General features: G+C 69.1%; 14 protein-coding genes. 10 read left to right on the top strand and 4 right to left on the bottom strand.

What is annotated here, in order from left to right:
• The first annotated feature begins 156 nt into the window (after nucleotides 1-156).
• The 5 genes from DMX10_RS01935 to DMX10_RS01915 all read left to right on the top strand — a co-directional run bounded on the left by DMX10_RS01935 (nucleotide 157) and on the right by DMX10_RS01915 (nucleotide 6968).
• Nucleotides 157-1326 carry a diguanylate cyclase gene (locus DMX10_RS01935; protein ID WP_111259515.1) on the top strand — a complete coding sequence of 390 codons (1170 nt, stop codon included), beginning with the start codon at nucleotides 157-159 and terminating at the stop codon, nucleotides 1324-1326.
• Between the two features lie 89 nt (nucleotides 1327-1415).
• The gene (locus DMX10_RS01930) at nucleotides 1416-2432 is read left to right on the top strand and encodes a DUF2804 domain-containing protein (protein ID WP_111259514.1); all 1017 of its coding nucleotides are present in this window, start codon (nucleotides 1416-1418) and stop codon (nucleotides 2430-2432) included.
• 80 nt (nucleotides 2433-2512) lie between these two features.
• On the top strand, nucleotides 2513-2947 hold the full coding sequence (locus DMX10_RS01925) for a MarR family transcriptional regulator (RefSeq protein WP_111259513.1): 435 nt from the start codon (nucleotides 2513-2515) through the stop codon (nucleotides 2945-2947).
• A complete protein-coding gene (locus DMX10_RS01920; RefSeq protein WP_236205384.1) occupies nucleotides 2947-4347 on the top strand; it encodes a DHA2 family efflux MFS transporter permease subunit in 1401 nt (466 codons plus the stop codon). Before DMX10_RS01925 ends, DMX10_RS01920 begins: the two co-directional genes overlap by 1 nt.
• A 266-nt stretch (nucleotides 4348-4613) precedes the next feature.
• Nucleotides 4614-6968 carry a FimV/HubP family polar landmark protein gene (locus tag DMX10_RS01915; RefSeq protein WP_178082908.1) on the top strand — a complete coding sequence of 785 codons (2355 nt, stop codon included), beginning with the start codon at nucleotides 4614-4616 and terminating at the stop codon, nucleotides 6966-6968.
• 124 nt (nucleotides 6969-7092) lie between these two features.
• Here DMX10_RS01915 and DMX10_RS01910 read toward each other — a convergent pair whose 3' ends face one another.
• The gene (locus DMX10_RS01910; RefSeq protein WP_111259511.1) at nucleotides 7093-9282 is read right to left on the bottom strand and encodes a patatin-like phospholipase family protein; all 2190 of its coding nucleotides are present in this window, start codon (nucleotides 9280-9282) and stop codon (nucleotides 7093-7095) included.
• Between the two features lie 74 nt (nucleotides 9283-9356).
• Between DMX10_RS01910 and DMX10_RS01905 the strand changes: the two genes are divergently transcribed.
• From DMX10_RS01905 to DMX10_RS32920, 3 genes are all read left to right on the top strand, one after another.
• Nucleotides 9357-9641, top strand: coding sequence for a SelT/SelW/SelH family protein (locus DMX10_RS01905; RefSeq protein ID WP_111259510.1), 285 nt, complete (start codon nucleotides 9357-9359; stop codon nucleotides 9639-9641).
• 78 nt (nucleotides 9642-9719) lie between these two features.
• Entirely contained in the window at nucleotides 9720-10718 is a 999-nt protein-coding gene (gene rfaD, locus DMX10_RS01900) for an ADP-glyceromanno-heptose 6-epimerase (protein WP_111259509.1), read from the top strand.
• A 123-nt stretch (nucleotides 10719-10841) separates the two neighbouring features.
• Nucleotides 10842-11342 carry a hypothetical protein gene (locus DMX10_RS32920; protein ID WP_178082907.1) on the top strand — a complete coding sequence of 167 codons (501 nt, stop codon included), beginning with the start codon at nucleotides 10842-10844 and terminating at the stop codon, nucleotides 11340-11342.
• A gap of 85 nt (nucleotides 11343-11427) precedes the next feature.
• Here the strand turns inward: DMX10_RS32920 and DMX10_RS01890 are convergent, their stop codons facing one another.
• From DMX10_RS01890 to DMX10_RS01880, 3 genes are all read right to left on the bottom strand, one after another.
• A complete protein-coding gene (locus tag DMX10_RS01890) occupies nucleotides 11428-12306 on the bottom strand; it encodes a DMT family transporter (protein WP_111259507.1) in 879 nt (292 codons plus the stop codon).
• Nucleotides 12303-12641, bottom strand: coding sequence for a tRNA-binding protein (locus DMX10_RS01885; RefSeq protein ID WP_111259506.1), 339 nt, complete (start codon nucleotides 12639-12641; stop codon nucleotides 12303-12305). Before DMX10_RS01885 ends, DMX10_RS01890 begins: the two co-directional genes overlap by 4 nt.
• A 92-nt stretch (nucleotides 12642-12733) precedes the next feature.
• Nucleotides 12734-13489 carry a helix-turn-helix transcriptional regulator gene (locus DMX10_RS01880; protein ID WP_111259505.1) on the bottom strand — a complete coding sequence of 252 codons (756 nt, stop codon included), beginning with the start codon at nucleotides 13487-13489 and terminating at the stop codon, nucleotides 12734-12736.
• A 133-nt stretch (nucleotides 13490-13622) separates the two neighbouring features.
• Here DMX10_RS01880 and DMX10_RS01875 point away from each other — a divergent pair, with 133 nt between their 5' ends.
• Both DMX10_RS01875 and DMX10_RS01870 read left to right on the top strand, forming a co-directional pair.
• On the top strand, nucleotides 13623-14456 hold the full coding sequence (locus DMX10_RS01875) for a UDP-2,3-diacylglucosamine diphosphatase (RefSeq protein WP_111259504.1): 834 nt from the start codon (nucleotides 13623-13625) through the stop codon (nucleotides 14454-14456).
• A complete protein-coding gene (locus DMX10_RS01870; protein WP_111259503.1) occupies nucleotides 14453-15490 on the top strand; it encodes a glycosyltransferase family 1 protein in 1038 nt (345 codons plus the stop codon). The genes DMX10_RS01875 and DMX10_RS01870 overlap by 4 nt, the downstream gene beginning before the upstream one ends.
• Nucleotides 15491-15687: the final 197 nt, after the last annotated feature.

The following is a 15687-nucleotide window of genomic DNA, read 5'->3' as shown; positions in this document are numbered from 1 at the left end:
CTCCGGCCGGCGATGTGAGGTCGCCGGCCCCGACAGGAGGCGCAGGGCCCGCGACGATGGACCGTCTATGTGAGGTAGGCGGTGTTCCGCACGGGCCCGAGGCTGCAAGGCCGGGCGCAGCAGTATGTCCCGGGCCCATAAAAAGAAGAGGTGGCAGTGTCGACACTCAACGCCTGGCTGGACGAAGTACGCCCCAATCCCTATGCCGATCAACTTGCCCTGGGATTCCGGCAACTGCGGTTCGTCCGTCCCCTGGAGCAGGAATACCGCAATTTCTTCCTCGAGCAGACCTTCGACCTCAAGCGCATCGCGCTGCTGCTCGGCTTGCCGATCTGGCTGGCCTTCGCCTTTCTCGACTTCCACCTGATCGCTTCCTCCGAACGCTGGTGGATGCTCGCCGTGCGCCTGGGCGTGCTGGTGCTGCTGGTGGTCTGCGGGCTGCTGATCCTGCAGCGGCGCCATGTGCACCTGCTGGTGCCGCTGAGCCTGGTGTGCGTCGGTGCGCTGGGCATCGGCGCGGCGGCGGTGGTGGCCATCGCCCATCGGGTCGACCCGTCGTTCCCCTATGAAGGGCTGCTGCTGGTGTGCATGGCGGCCTATTTCGTGGTCGGGCTGCGCCTGGGCGAGGCGTTGCTGGTGTCGGTCCTGATCCTGGTGGCCTATGTGGCGCTGGAGCTCTGGGCCGGGCTGCCCTGGCCGCGTCTGGTGAACAACCTGCTGTTCCTCGTGTTCGGCAACCTGGTGGGGGCGGTGGGCTGTTACCTGCTGGAGTTCAAGTCCCGCGAGCACTTCCTCGTCAGCCGGCTGATGCGCATGCTGGCCGAGCACGACAGCCTGACCGGCCTGCACAACCGGCGCAGCTTCAACCGCCAGCTGGAGCGCGTGTGGCGCCAGGCCCAGCGCGAGGGGCTGCCCCTGGCGCTGCTGCTGTGCGATGTCGACCACTTCAAGGCCTACAACGATCTCTACGGCCACCAGGGCGGTGACCAGGCCCTGCAGCGGGTCGCCGAGGTGCTGGAGGACGCGGCGCGACGACCGCTGGACATGGCGGTGCGCCTGGGCGGCGAAGAATTCGCCGTGCTCCTCTACGGCACGCCGGAGGCTGAGGCACGGCAGTGCGCGGAGAACGTGCGCGCGGCCCTGGAGCGCCTGGCCATCCGCCACGAGGGCTCCCAGGTCGCCGAGGTGCTGACGATGTCCATCGGCCTGGCCTGCATCGCGCCGGGCAGCGACACGCCGCTCGGCCAGCTCTACGAACTCTACGAACATGCCGACCGGGCGCTCTACGAGGCCAAGGCCTTCGGGCGCAACCAGGTGGTGGCGTAGTTCGTCCCCCGGGGTGGCGCGGTGCGTGACTGCGTGGACTGGTACGCCGGTGCTAGGATCTGCGCCTTCCCCACCGACGAGCCCCGCCCATGGACACGCTGATCAGCGCTGACGGCCAGCCGCACTACGGCCTTTTCGACGGCACCCCCGGCCTGGTTAATCACCGTGACTTCGATTTCCGCTCGCCCATGGGCCGTCGTCTCGGCGCCCTGGCGAAGTGGCGGCGCTTTCACCAGTTCCAGTATTTCGGCCTGATCAGCGACCAGCTCATCGGCGGCTGCGCCCTGGCCGACCTGAGCCTGGCGGGCGTGGGCTTCGTCTACCTGTTCCACCCGGCCAGCGGGCGCATGATCGAGCGCCAGTTCAAGCTGCCGCTGGGGATGGGTACGCGCTTCTCGCAAGCCCCGGACGACGGCGTCTGCGAGCTGCGCCAGGGCCGCAACCTGCTGCGCCTGGAGAACTCGCCGAACCCGAAGGAGAAGCGGCTGCTGGTGGAGCTCGACGACGGCACCCGCATCGACGCGCATTTCTCCGAGGACGAACCGGCCTTCCAGCCCATGAGCCTGTGCACGCCTACCGCGGTGAACGGCTGGGTGTATGCGCGCAAGGTGGCGGGCGTCACCTGCCGGGGCGAGGTGCGCTGCGAGCTGGGGGATTTCGACCTGCAGGCCATCGGCGCCTTCGCCCACCACGACTGGTCCGCCGGCTACATGCGCCCGGAGACCTTCTGGAACTGGGCCTGCCTGTCCGGCGAGGCGCAGGGGCGGCGGGTAGGGCTGAACCTGTCCTGCGGGGTCAACGAGACCAGCTTCACCGAGAACTGCTTCTGGATCGATGGCGAGCTGATCAAGGTGGATTGCGTGCGTTTCGCCTTCGATCGCGACCGGCCGCTGGAGGAGTGGCGGATCACCTCCGCCGACGGCCAGGTGGAGTTGCGCTTCGTGGGCACCGGGTTGCACAAGGAGCGTCTGAACCTGGGCTTCATCGCCAGCAACTTCAAGCAGATCTTCGGGCGCTTCGATGGCGTGCTCCGGCCGCATGGGCGGCCGGCCCTGGAGATCGATGGGCTGTGGGGCTTTGTCGAAGATCAATATGTGAAGTGGTAGATACAAAGCTGCGCTTGCTCCCGGCTGTCGCCTATGGTTAGCTCGCTAATTATTAGTTTAGGCAGTTAGAGTTCGTTTCAATGTCCCATACCGATCAACACCGCTTCGCCATGCAGCTCGCGCAGATGTCGCGAGCCTGGCGGGCGGAGCTGGATCGCCGGCTCGTCGACCTCGGCCTGTCCCAGGCACGCTGGCTGGTTCTCCTGCATCTCGCCCGCTTCGAAGAACTCCCCACCCAACGTGAACTGGCGCAGAGCGTCGGCGTCGAGGGCCCGACCCTGGCCCGGCTGCTCGACAGCCTCGAGGCCCAGGGGCTGGTGCAGCGCCTGGCCGTCGCCGAGGACCGCCGGGCGAAGAAAATCACCCTGTGCCCCAAGGCGCGGCCGCTGATCGAGAAGATCGAGGCCATTTCCAACCAGCTGCGCAGGGAGGTCTTCACCGGCATCGATGAAGACGAGCTGCGTCGCTGCCAGCAGATCCACGCGCAGATACTGGCCAACCTGGAACGGCGTTGATGCAGGACCTCGAGGCCCTGCACACGCGCTTCGGTCCGCGTTATCCGCAGTTGCTGCTCGGCCTGCTGATGGTCGGCAGCATGGCGATGATCCTCGCCTCCACCAGCATCAACGTCGCCCTGCCGGCGATCATGGCGGACTTCGCCATCGGTCGGCCCCTGGCCCAATGGCTCGCCACCGGCTTCCTCGCCGCGATGACCGCCGGGCTGTTGCTCGCCGCCTGGGCCCAGTCGCGCCTGGGCGCGCGACGCACGGTGCAGGTCGGCCTGCTGGTCTTCACCCTCTGTTCCCTCCTGGCGCTCGCCGCCACCTCGGCCTGGGAGCTGATCGCCCTGCGCATCGTCCAGGGCGCCTGCGCCGGGATCATCCAGCCGCTGGCGATGGTGCTGATCTTCCGCATCTTCGCCGAGGGTGGCCGGGGCATGGCCCTGGGCATCTACGGGCTCGGGGTGATGATCGCGCCGACGCTCGGCCCGACCATCGGTGGCTACCTCATCGACCACTTCGGCTGGGAGGCGGTGTTCTGGTTACCGCTGCCCATGTGCCTGCTGGCGGCGCTCGGCGCCCAGTGGCTGATGCCGTCGGACCGCGACCGGCGCACACCGGGCGTCGACCTCGTCGCCTTCCTCTACCTCGGCGTCGCGCTGTTCGCCCTCCTCGGCGCCCTGGCCGAGGCCCAGCGCTTCGGCTGGCTGGCGCCGAGCTGCTGGATTCCCGGGCTGCTCGGCGTGCTGGCGACCCTGGCCTTCGTCCTGCGCAGCCGTGCCAGCGAGCGACCGCTGCTGCCCCTGTCACTGTGGCGGCACGCCGCGTTCCGCAAGGCGAGCGGGGTGGCGCTGGTGCTCGGCCTCGGTCTCTACGGCTCCACCTACCTGATCCCGTTGTTCCTGCAGACGGTCGAGGGCTACAGCGCCGGCCGCGCGGGGCTGTTGCTGCTGCCCACGGGCGTAGTGCTGGGCCTGGCGTCCTTCATCGGCGGCTGGCTCAGCGACAAGCTTTCCGCCGCACTGCTGCTGGTGGCCGGCCTGCTGGTGTTCGCGGCTTCGAGCCTCGGGCTGGGGCTGGTGGAGAGCGGTGCGTCCTTCGTGTTGCTGTGCTTCTGGGCCTGCGTCGGCCGCCTCGGGCTGGGGCTGCTGCTGCCGGCGCTGAGCACCGGTTCGCTGGATGTGCTGAGTGCCGAGGAACTGGCCCTCGGAGCGGGCGCCATCACCTTCGTGCGCCAGCTCGGCGGTGCCTTCGGCGTCAACCTGGTGACCTTCTTCCTGGAGTGGCGCCACCATGCCGGCGGCGGTGATGCGCTGGCCGAAGCCCTGGCGTTCCAGCAGACCTTTTGGCTGGTCGCGGGGCTTTTCCTGCTCGCTCTGTGGCCCGCCTGGGGCGTCAAAGCGACAAAAGGCTGACGTGGCTCTATAAATGTTCGCCAAGGGTGTGAAATACGTCACTTTCATGGCGAACTTGAAGTAAGATTCCTACAGCCTGATGGCCCAAGGCCGGTACGCCGGGCAATCTGGGAATTTGCATCCATACTTATTTTCTGTTGGGTTTCAGGGATCGTTTCCCAACGCGTCCACTTTCAATGCCAACGCCTGACTTTCGCCCCTCCATGGATACCGGATCGTAGGGAGGTGGCCGTGGCGTTCGAGCCGGCATGACCGGGGGAGGGCACATGGCTCGAGTCAACAGGATCCTCGTTGCGTTTGCATCGGGACCCATCCTTTATTCCGGCCTGGCGTCCGCCATCGGCCTGGGCGAGATCACCCTGCATTCCGCGCTGAACCAGCCCCTGGAGGCGGAAATCGGCCTGCTCGACGTGGGCGACCTGACCGACAGCGACATCAAGGTCAGCCTGGCGTCGGCCGAAGTCTTCGAGCGTTCCGGCGTCGACCGCGTGCTGTTCCTCAACGACCTGCGCTTCAGCCCCATGATCCGGGGCTCCAGCGGCCGCATCCGCGTGGTTTCCAACAAGCCGGTGCGTGAGCCCTACCTGAATTTCATCGTCGAGGTGGCCCGGCCCAACGGCCGCCTGCTGCGCGAATACACCCTGTTGCTGGACCCGCCGGAGTTCTCCGCCTACAACCCCGTGGCCGCGCCGCTGGGCGCTGCCGCCAGCCAGCGCGACGGCCGCCGCGGCGATGCGCCCAGCAGCACCCGCCAGCCTGCCCCTGCAGCCGCGCCGCCCGCCACCCAGGGCAAGCGCTACACGGTGGTCAAGGGCGACAGCCTGTGGGCGATCGCGCAGCGCCAGAGTGCCGGTAGCGGCATGAGCACGGCGCAGATGATGAACGGCATCCATGCGCTCAACCCCAGCGCCTTCGCCAATGGCGACCCGAGCCGCCTGAGCGTGGGCCAGAGCCTGCTGCTGCCGGATGCCGCGACGCTGTCCGCGAGCACCTCGACCGCTCCGGCCACCGCGCCGGGCAGTGACGTACGGGCGACCTCGGGTAGTGCCCCCGGCCCGGTCCCCGCGCCCGCCAACCCGGGCCAGCCGGCGCCGCTGCCGCAGCAGATCGCCGAAGTACAGCGTCGTGTCGACACCGAGCTGCTCAACAGCGAGAACGAACGCCTGCAATTGCGCCAGGACATCGCCGACCTCCAGCTCAAGCTGGAGAACCTGCAGCGCCAGATGGAGCAGAAGGATGCCCAGCTGGCGCGCCTGCAGGGCGCCCTGGACACCCAGGGTGCCGAAGGCGCGAGCGTGCCGCCGGCAGCCGATGCCGTCGCAGCGGACGCCAGTGTTGCGGGCAGCCAGGCCCAGGACCCCGTCGGTTCCCAGCCGCCGATCACCCCGGGCGAAACCCAGGCGCCGGCCTCCAGCGAAGCGCCCGCGCCCGACCCCGTTGCCGACGCCGTGCAACCGCAGGCGGCTTCGCCGGACGCCGCGCCCCAGGTGGCGGTCGAGGCGCCGGCTGGCCCGGACGCCTGGTCCCGTGGCCTGCTGGCCATCGGTGGCGTGCTGCTGTTGGCCGTCCTGGCCCTGGTGCTGCTGCGCCGCCGCCAAGGGGCTCGCCCCGAGGAAACCGGGCTGGAGCACGAACCCGAGCCCAGGGTGCGCCCGGCTGCCGTGGCCGTCACTGCCGAGCGCCCGCGCATCAGTGCCGTGCCCCGGTCCCGGGCGGAGCCCGTGGCCGCCACCGCCGCTGCGGTGGCCGCCGTGCCCGCGCCTGCACCGGCGCAGCGCCCGCAGCCCCAGCCCGTTGCCCCGCGTGCCTCCAGCGATTCCCTGGATGGCGCCAACATCTACATCGCCTACGGTCGCTTCAGCGATGCCGAGAGCGCTCTGCGCGCGGCCATCGTCCAGGAGCCCAAGCGCACCGACCTGCGTTTCCGCCTGCTTGAGGTGCTTGGCGAGCTGCGTGATCCGAGCGGCTTCGCCGCCGAGGAGCGGAGCCTGCTGGAGATGGGCGTCGGCCCGGCGCGTATCGAGCAGATCAAGGCCCGCTACCCCGGCATCGATCAGAACCACAGCGCCGAGCCGATGCTGGCCGATCCGGAGTTCGTCCTCGCTGACGAGGCTTCCGACCAGCCCCCGGCCGCGCTTGTCGTGCACCGTGACGACGAGCTGACCGACGAGTTCCAGCTCAACCTCGACGACCTGCCGCTGGATGCCGACTGGGACAGCCTCAGCCCCTTCAAGACCGAGGCGCCCAAGGCCAAATCTGCGGGCAAGGCCGAGCCGGTGCAGCACCACGTCGACCCTGCGTTCCGCAGCAACCTGCAGGACATGCCCGAGGTGTTCGAACTGGATGACCTGGAGCAGGCCGACCGCCTCGAACTGCCGGACCTGCCCCAGGCCGAAGAGTTGGGCGAACTGACCTTCGACTTCGAGGACCCGCTGGAGGCCGATGACGACCTCGACCACCTGGCCGCGCGCCAGGAGAACCTGATGAAGCTCAACCTGGCCCTGGCCTACATCGACCAGGGCGACGTCGAAAGCGCCTGCAGCATCCTCAACGAGGTGATCGATGGCGGCGACGAGGAGCAGAAGCAGGAGGCCCGCCAGCTGCTGGCGAAGATCGCCTGACCGCTTGCGCAACACCCCAAAGCCCGGACTTCGTTCCGGGCTTTTTCATGGCTGAACCCTGCACGTATTGCCTGGCAGCGCTTCGCGGGCAGAGCCCGCTCCTGCAGGGAAGAGAGTCGGAGGCTTAGAACACGCGGCCGAGCTTGAGGTAGAGCGCCTGCTCGGACGCGTCGTTGAGGCCGTAGCTGAAGTCGAGCGGGCCCAGCGGCGTGTCGAAGCTTATGAACAGGCTGCCCGCATTGATGTAGCCGCTGTCGAAGCTGTTGTCGTGGTTCCAGGCCCGGCCGCGTTCGAGGCTGGCGCCGAGATAGAAGGGGAAGTCCAGCGGCAGGAACGAGCGCTGGGTCATGCGCCGGTAGTAGACCAGCCGTGCCAGGGCGACGTTCTGCCCGGAGATGGAGTCCTCGCGATAGCCCGACAGCTGGCGTGCACCGCCGAGCTGGAAACTGGAGGTGACCACCTCGGCGCTGTCCAGCGTGCGTCCGTAGCGGCCGCCGAGGACGAAGGTGTTGGCGTCGCTGGAGAGTGCCTTGTCCAGGCTCAGCTCCCACTGGCGGTAGCGGTCGTCGGAGCCCAGTTCGGGGTCGTACTGGCGCAGGGTCACCTTGATGTCCTCGCCCTCGTGCGGGTAGTCCACGTTGTCGAGGGTGTCGAACGAGTACTTCGCCTCGTAGTAGCCCTCGCTGAAACTGAAGCTGGGCAGGCGGCGGTCGCCGATCCGCACGTCGGCATCGCCCCAGGCCTGGCCGATGCCGAGGCGCAGCTCGCCGTTGTTGGCGATCTGCCGGCCGATGTTGAAGCCATAGCCGTAGCGCTGCAGGCGGTATTCGGCGATGGGGTCGTTGTCCAGGGTGGCGTCCACGTTCTGCGCCTCGGCGGCGAGGTAGGGGGCCACGAAGTAGCGCGAGCCGTAGTCCAGCGGCTGGTAGAACTCGCTGTAGAGCTCCTGGTCGCTGCCGATCTGGGCCCGGGTGAGCCATTCGGCGCCGAGCGTATTGATGCCGTTGACCCGGTAGCTGGCGCCCAGGTTGAAGGTACTGCCGCCGCGCATGTCGTCGTCCAGGCTCAGGCCCAGGCGCAGGTAGTCGGTGCCGGTGCGCTTGCCGCGCGCGTTGATCACCAGCACGTTGCCGTCCTTGCGCTTGACCACGCGGTAATGCACCTGCTCGAAGTAATCCAGGCCGTAGAGCGTGCCCATGTCGCTCTGCAGGCGCTCCAGGTCCAGCGGCTTGCCGGTTTCCTGGCGGATGATGCGGCGGATCACCTCGTCGCCCACCTTGGAGTCGTTCTCCACGCTGATGCGGGCGATCACCGGGCGGCGCTCGACCGGCAGGCGCGCCTCCTCCAGCACGGCCTCCTGCCGGCCGCCCGGATGGGCCAGCGGAGCGAAGCGGTTCTTGAGGATGGTGGCGGCGCGGTAGCCGGCGTCGATCATCTCCCGCGCGCGGCCGAAGTCGGTGGCGGAGAAACCGGCCAGGGGCGGCTGCACCAGGATGTCGTCCGGGCCGAGGGTGGCCAGTTGCGCCTCGGAGTTGCGCCGGGTCATCAGGGTCACCGACTGGTTGAGCACATCGACCACCGTGAGCAGTTCCTTGCGCCCGCGCAGCGGGGTGCCGATGTCGACGGTGATCACGAGGTCGACACCCATCTCCCGCGCCACATCCACCGGGATGTTGTCCACCATGCCGCCGTCCACCAGCAGCTGGCCGTCCACCTCCACCGGGGCGAACACCGCCGGGATCGACATGCTGGCGCGGATCGCCTGGGGCAGGTGGCCCTTGCGGAATACCACCTTCTCGCCGGTGGAGATGTCGGTGGCCACGGCACGGAAGGGGATGGCCAGGCGGTCGAAGTCACGTGTGTCGCTGGTGTGCACCAGCAGGCTCTCCAGCAGCAGGGCGAGGTTCTGGCCCTGGATCACGCCGAGCGGCAGGCCCAGGCTGCCGTCGTCGCGGAAGCTGAGCTTCTGCTTGACCAGGAAGTCGCGGTCGTCCTGCTTGCGGCGGAAGGGGACGTCGTCACGCAGCGGCGCATCGGAGAGCGCCTGGCGCCAGTCGATGGCCAGGGCCAGCTTCTCCAGTTCGTCGACGCTGTAGCCCGAGGCGTAGAGGCCGCCGATCACCGCGCCCATGCTGGTGCCGGCGATGGCATCGATGTGCACGCCCTGTTCCTCCAGCGCCCGCAGCACGCCGATGTGCGCCAGCCCGCGCGCGGCGCCGCCGGACAGCACCAGGCCGATGCGTGGGTGGGCCTGCTCGGCCAGCGCGGCCAGTGGCAGGACAATGAGAGCGAGGAATAGAAGCACGCGGCGCATAACGCATCCCTGGTCAGGCGGGGAGGAAAAGGCCGCTATTATAGGCACCCCGCACTCCACCACCGAGCATCGCCATGCCCAGCGCCAGGCCCGAAATCGTCATCACCTATTGCACCCAGTGCCAATGGCTGCTGCGCGCCGCCTGGCTGGCCCAGGAGCTGCTCAGCACCTTCGCCGAGGACCTCGGCCGGGTGGCCCTAGAGCCGGGCACCGGCGGTGTGTTCCGCATCACCTGCGATGGCGAGCAGATCTGGGAGCGCAAGGCCGATGGCGGCTTCCCCGAGGCCAAGGTGCTCAAGCAGCGGGTCCGCGATCGCATCGATCCGACGCGTGACCTGGGCCACAGCGACCGGCCCTGAACCTTCTTGCCCCAGGTCAAGCCCGACCCGTTGGTGCAGGCATAGCCTGACGGCATTCCCCTTTCCTGGAGTGCCGTCATGAGCATCATCGTCACCGGTGCCGCCGGCTTCATCGGCAGCAACCTCGTCCGGGCCCTCAACCAGCGTGGCGAGACGGACATCATCGCCGTCGACGACCTGACCGAGGGCGACAAATTCCGCAACCTCGCCGATTGCGAGATCCGCGACTACCTGGACAAGCGCGACTTCGTCCCGCGCTTCGCCGAGGGCGCCTTCGGCATGGTCCGCGCGCTGTTCCACCAGGGGGCCTGCGCCAGCACCCTGGAGGCGGACGGGCGCTACATGATGGACAACAACTACCGCTACAGCTGCGAGTTGCTGGACGCCGCGCAGCGTCGCGGCTCGCCCTTCATCTATGCCTCGTCGGCCGCCGTCTACGGCGCGGGGCGGGTCTTTCGCGAGGCCCGCGAGCACGAGCGGCCGCTGAACGTCTACGGCTACTCCAAGTTCCTCTTCGACCAGCGCGTGCGTCGCCTGCTGCCCCAGGCCCGTGCCCAGGTGGTCGGGTTGCGCTACTTCAACGTCTACGGCCCGCGCGAGGGGCACAAGGGACCGATGGCCTCGGTGGCGCTGCATTGCTTCCAGCAATACCGCGCGCACGGGCGGGTGCGGCTGTTCGAGGGCTGCGACGGCTTCGCCGATGGCGAGCAGCGGCGCGACTTCGTCTCGGTGGAGGACGTGGCGCGGGTCAACCTGCATGTTCTCGACCACCCTCAGTGCTCGGGCATCTTCAACCTCGGCACCGGTATCGCCCGGCCCTTCAACGCGGTGGCCATGGCGGTGATCAACGCCCTGCGCGCCGAGGCCGACCAGCCACCGCTGGGCCTGGCCGAGCTGGTCGAGCGCGGGGTGCTCGTCTACGAGGCCTTCCCCGAAGCCCTGCGCGGGCGCTACCAGAGCCATACGCAGGCGGACATCGACCTGCTGCGCGAGGCCGGTGCCGGCGAAGGGTTCCTCGACCTGGAGACCGGCGTGGCGCGCTACTGCCGCTGGCTGCTGGAGCAGGAGCGGGCCTGAGGCGGGCGTGTATCAGGACGTTTACCCCGGCTTTACACAGGGCTGACGCCCGCCGGTGCGGCCCCGGCGAATAATGCTCTCGGGCGGCCGCGATCCTGCTGCCGCCGTGCAGCGAGGTGAACGATGTCCTTGAAAACAACCATGACGCTGGCGTTGCTGGTGCTCGGCCTCTCCACCCAGGCGTTCGCCGGCCCGGGCCCGGGAGGTCCCGGCGGGCCCGGTCCGGGCGGCCCCGGCGGCTGGGGCCCTGGTCCGGGCGCTGGCGGGCACGGTCACGGCCTGCCTTCGGGCGCACGGGAGCTGTGGATCGGCAGCGCGCTGTATTTCGTCGCCGCCGGCACCTACTACCTGTGGAACGCCGACGTGCAGCGCTACGAGGTGGTGGCCCCGCCGCCGGTGGTGCAGGGCAACAGCGTGGCCAGCTACGAGGTGATCGCCTATCCGGCCAACGGCCAGAGCGTCGAGCAGCAGGGCCGCGATCGTTACGAATGCCACGGCTGGGCGGTGTCCCAGAGCGGCTTCGACCCGGCCACCATGACCCGCCCGGTGGGCAGCGACAGCACCGAACGCTACCGCCGCGCGCTGGGCGCCTGCCTGATGGGACGCGGCTACAGCGTCAACTGAGAAGCCGGGCCGCGTTGAACCGTGGCCCGGACTCCAGCCTGGGGCCCCGGCGGCCTCGCTTCTGTGCTGAAGCACGGGCTAGGGTTCAGTGCGCCGCTTCGGCGGGCTTCACAGCGTTGGCTTTGCGCGTCGGGAAGGCGATGGCGATGATGATCAGCGCGCCACCGGCGAGCATGCGCAGCGAGGGCTCCTCGCTGAACAGCCACCAGGCGAAGGCGATGCCGTAGACCGGCTCCAGCGCGAAGATCACCGCCGTGGTACGGGCGTTCAGCACCTTCAGGCTGGCCACGAACAGGCTGTGGGCGAGGCCGGTGCAGAGCACGCCGAGCAGGGCGATCCACAGCCAGTCGATGGCCCGTACCGTGGGCAGCAGCGACCAGCCCAGGGGCAGCACGCAGACGACGATGCAGAGGTTCTGCCAGAGCGCCACCTTCACCGGGTCCAGCCCACGGGTGCTGGCGCGGTTGAGCAGCGACAACAGGGAGAACAGCAGGCCGGAGAGGATGGCCGCGATCAGCCCCTGGGTGGCGTCGCTGGCGAAATCGAAGGCCGGGGTCACCAGCACCAGGCCGACGCTGACCAGGACGACCACCAGCATCTCGCGCAGGTGGATGCGCTCGCGGAACAGCAGCCCCTCCAGCAGCAGCGTGAAGGCCGGGAAGCTGGCGAAGCCCAGGGTGGCGATGGCCACGCCGCCGACCTTCACCGCCTGGAAGAACAGCACCCAGTGCCCGCCCAGCAGCAGGCCGCCGAGCAGCAGCAGGGGAACCTGGCGCCGCGACGGGGAGCCGCCCCGGGCGCCGCCGACCAGCCGGGCGAACAGCGCCAGGGCGAGGACGGCGAACAGCGCCCGGCCCAGAGTGATCACCAGCGGCGTGGTTTCCGCCAGCTTGCCGAAGATGCCGGAAAGGCCGAAGAGCAGGGCACCCAGGTGGATGGCGAGCAGCGCGTTGCGTTCGTTCATGCCAGGCGCGCACCGTTGGGCAGCGGCTTGTCGAAGCCGGCCAGCACCACCTTGCCCTCGGCGTCGTGGACGCCGGTCACCAGCACCTCCGAGCGCACTCCGGCGATGCGCTTGGGCGCGAAGTTGCAGACGCACAGCACCTGGCGGCCGACCAGCTCCTCGGCCCTGTAGTGCGCGGTGATCTGCGCGCTGGAGGTCTTCACCCCGAGTTCGCCCAGGTCCACCTCCAGTACGTAGGCCGGCTTGTTGGCCTTGACGTTGGGTGCGGCGGAGACGACGGTGCCGACGCGCAGCTCAACGCGTTCGAAATCCGCCCATTCGATGGTCGATGACATACAGCCCCCTTGTTTGACGATGGCCGCAGTCTAGAGGGCCGAGCGTCGGCTTGTCTGTCGCAGGGCTCGCGGGTTTCGTCGCGATACTCGCGTCACTCGCGCGCGCGACGCAGCGTGCGCGGCGTCACGCCGAACTCGCGCGACAGCGCGGCGGTGAAGGCGCTCTGCGAGGCATAGCCCACGCGGGCGGCGACCTCGGCCACGCTCAGGGCGCTTTCGAGCAGCAGGCGGCGGCCCTGGAGCAGGCGCCGGGTACGCAGGTAGTCCATGGGCGTCTGCCCGGTGGCGGCGAGGAAGCGGCTGTGGAAGCGCGCCACGGAAAGGCCGCAGAGCCGCGCGAGGTCAGCCACCTGCAACGGGCGTGCGGCGTGCTGGTCGATGTGGGCGTCCAGCGCCGCGAGGGGCAGTTCGCCGGGCTCCGTCGCGGCTTCGCTGCCCGGTGCCACCAGGCTGGCGAGCAGCAGGCCGACGCCCTGGGTGGCGATCACCGGGTCGTCGATCGGGCTGGCGGCGAGCCAGCCCACCAGCTGGCTCTGGGCGGGATTGAGCTGCAGCGCACCGGGCGTCTCCAGCAGGCGCCGGCTGGCATCGAAATGCCCGCCGAGCGTGCGTTGCAGCCAGGTGTCGTCGGGCACGTCCAGCACCAGGCACAGGCTGCCGCGCGGGCTGCCGCAGGCATGGTGCTCACCCGGCGGGACCACGGCGAGGTTCTGCCGTTCGACCCGCGCGCCGATGCCGCCCACCTCGAACTCCAGGCTGCCGGTGAGGCCGAACACCAGTTGGGCGTGGTCGTGGCTGTGGGCGAGCAGGTCGTGGTTGTAGCGGCGCAGGGTCAGCATCGGGTTCATGGGGCGGTCCTCGGCAGGCCGCCAGTCTACTCCGTGGCGCGGGCGCCGGCAGTGTCATCGTTCTGCAAGCTAACCGTCACCTGCACTTCACCGGGCCTGCGCAAGATCGGAAAAACCCAGCTGGAGGCCGCCCATGAGCAGCGTTCAACGCCTGGAGCCGGTCGACCCGGCTCGTCCCCGCAAGCAACGCGTCCGCACCCTGTGGATTTCCGACGTTCACCTCGGCACCCGCGACTGCCAGGCCGAGCACCTGGCGCGCTTCCTCAAGCGCCACCACGCCGACCGCATCTACCTGGTGGGCGACATCATCGACGGCTGGAAGCTGCGCAGCGGCATCTACTGGCCCCAGGCGCACACCAACGTGATCCGCCGCCTGCTGACCATGAGCAAGCGTGGCACCGAGGTGATCTACGTCACCGGCAACCACGACGAATTCCTGCGTCGCTACTCCAGCCTGCTGCTCGGCAACATCCAGCTGGTGGACGAGGCGATCCACGAGACCGCCGACGGTCGCCGCCTGCTGGTGATCCACGGCGACCAGTTCGACGTCATCACCCGCTACCACAAGTGGCTGGCCTTCCTCGGCGACTCGGCCTACGAGTTCACCCTGACCCTCAACCGCTGGCTCAATCACTGGCGCGAGCGCTGGGGCTACGGCTACTGGTCGCTGTCGGCCTTCCTCAAGCACAAGGTCAAGACGGCGGTGAACTTCATCAGCGACTTCGAGGAGTCCATTGCCCACGAGTGCGTCAAGCGTGGGCTGGACGGCGCCGTCTGCGGCCACATCCACCACGCCGAGATCCGCCAGGTGGGCGGCGTCGAGTACATGAACTGCGGTGACTGGGTCGAATCCTGCACCGCGCTGATCGAGCACTGGGACGGCACCATCGAGCTCTACCGCCTCGCCGACGACCAGGCGCGCCTTGCCGCCGATACCCGGCAGCCCGCCCTCGAGCCGGCTGCATGAGGGTCCTCATCGTCAGCGATGCCTGGGCGCCCCAGGTCAATGGCGTGGTGACCAGCCTGCAGGCCCTGGTGGCCGAACTGCGCGGGCTCGGCCACCTGGTCAAGCTGCTGTCGCCCCGCGACTTCCGCTCGCGCCCCTGCCCGACCTACCCGGAGATCCCGCTGGTGTGGGACCTCTGGCGCGTCGGGCCGGCGATCCGCGATTTCCGCCCGGATTGCGTGCACCTCGCAACCGAGGGGCCGCTGGGCTGGGCGGCACGGCGCTGGTTGGTCAAGCGTGGCCTGGCCTTCTCCAGCGCCGTACACACGCGCTTTCCCGAATATGTGCACGCCCGCTGGCCGGCGGTGCCGCTGGAATGGGGCTACGCCGTGCTGCGCGCCTTCCATCGCCCCAGCCAGACGGTGCTGGTGACCACCGAGCGCCTGCGTGGCGAGCTGGCCGGGCGGGGGCTGGGGCACCTGTCGCTGTGGCGCAAGGGCGTGGACACCCGCCTGTTCCACCCGCGCCCGCAGCAGCCCCGGCCGCTGAAGCCGGTGTTCCTCTACGTCGGCCGCATCGCCCCGGAGAAGAACCTGCGGGCCTTCCTCGACCTGGACCTGCCCGGCGAGAAGTGGCTGGTGGGTGATGGGCCGCAGCGGGCCGAACTGGAAGCGGACTATCCCGATGCACGCTTCCTCGGCTACCGCCACGGCGAGGCGCTGGCCGAGGCCTATGCCGGCGCCAGCGTGCTGGTCTTCCCTTCGCGCACCGACACCTACGGGCTGGTGATGCTGGAGGCCCTGGCCTGCGGCACGCCGGTGGCCGCCTTGCCGGTGCCGGGTCCGCTGGACGTGCTGGAGGCGGATGTCTCCGGGGTGCTCGACGAGGACCTGCAGAGTGCCTGCCTGCGCGCCCTGGAGCTGGACCGTGCCACCTGCGCCGAGCGGGCCGCGCGCCTGTCCTGGCGGGCGTCCGCCCAGGAGTTCCTGGCACGCCAGCCGCTGCTGGACGGCGAGCTGTGTGGCGAGGCGGTGGCGGAAGGGTCGTTGTCGTAGGGCACGCAGCAATGTATCCGCGTAGCCGCGCGGTCTGGCGCTCCGCATTGATGGGGTTCGCTCCGCTCTACCCATCCTACGAAAGCTCGAAGCTTCGTCGTAGGAGGTGACGTGCGCACCGAAGAGCGCCCGTGAGCGCAGCGCAACCGTCCTCGCGGTGCCTGATGCCTGCACCGCGCCCATGAAAAAGGCCGCCC

This window comes from Pseudomonas sp. 57B-090624, from assembly GCF_003234055.1.
Classification (GTDB): Bacteria; Pseudomonadota; Gammaproteobacteria; order Pseudomonadales; family Pseudomonadaceae; genus Metapseudomonas; species Metapseudomonas tohonis.
This window is presented reverse-complemented; position numbering and strand designations above follow the sequence as displayed.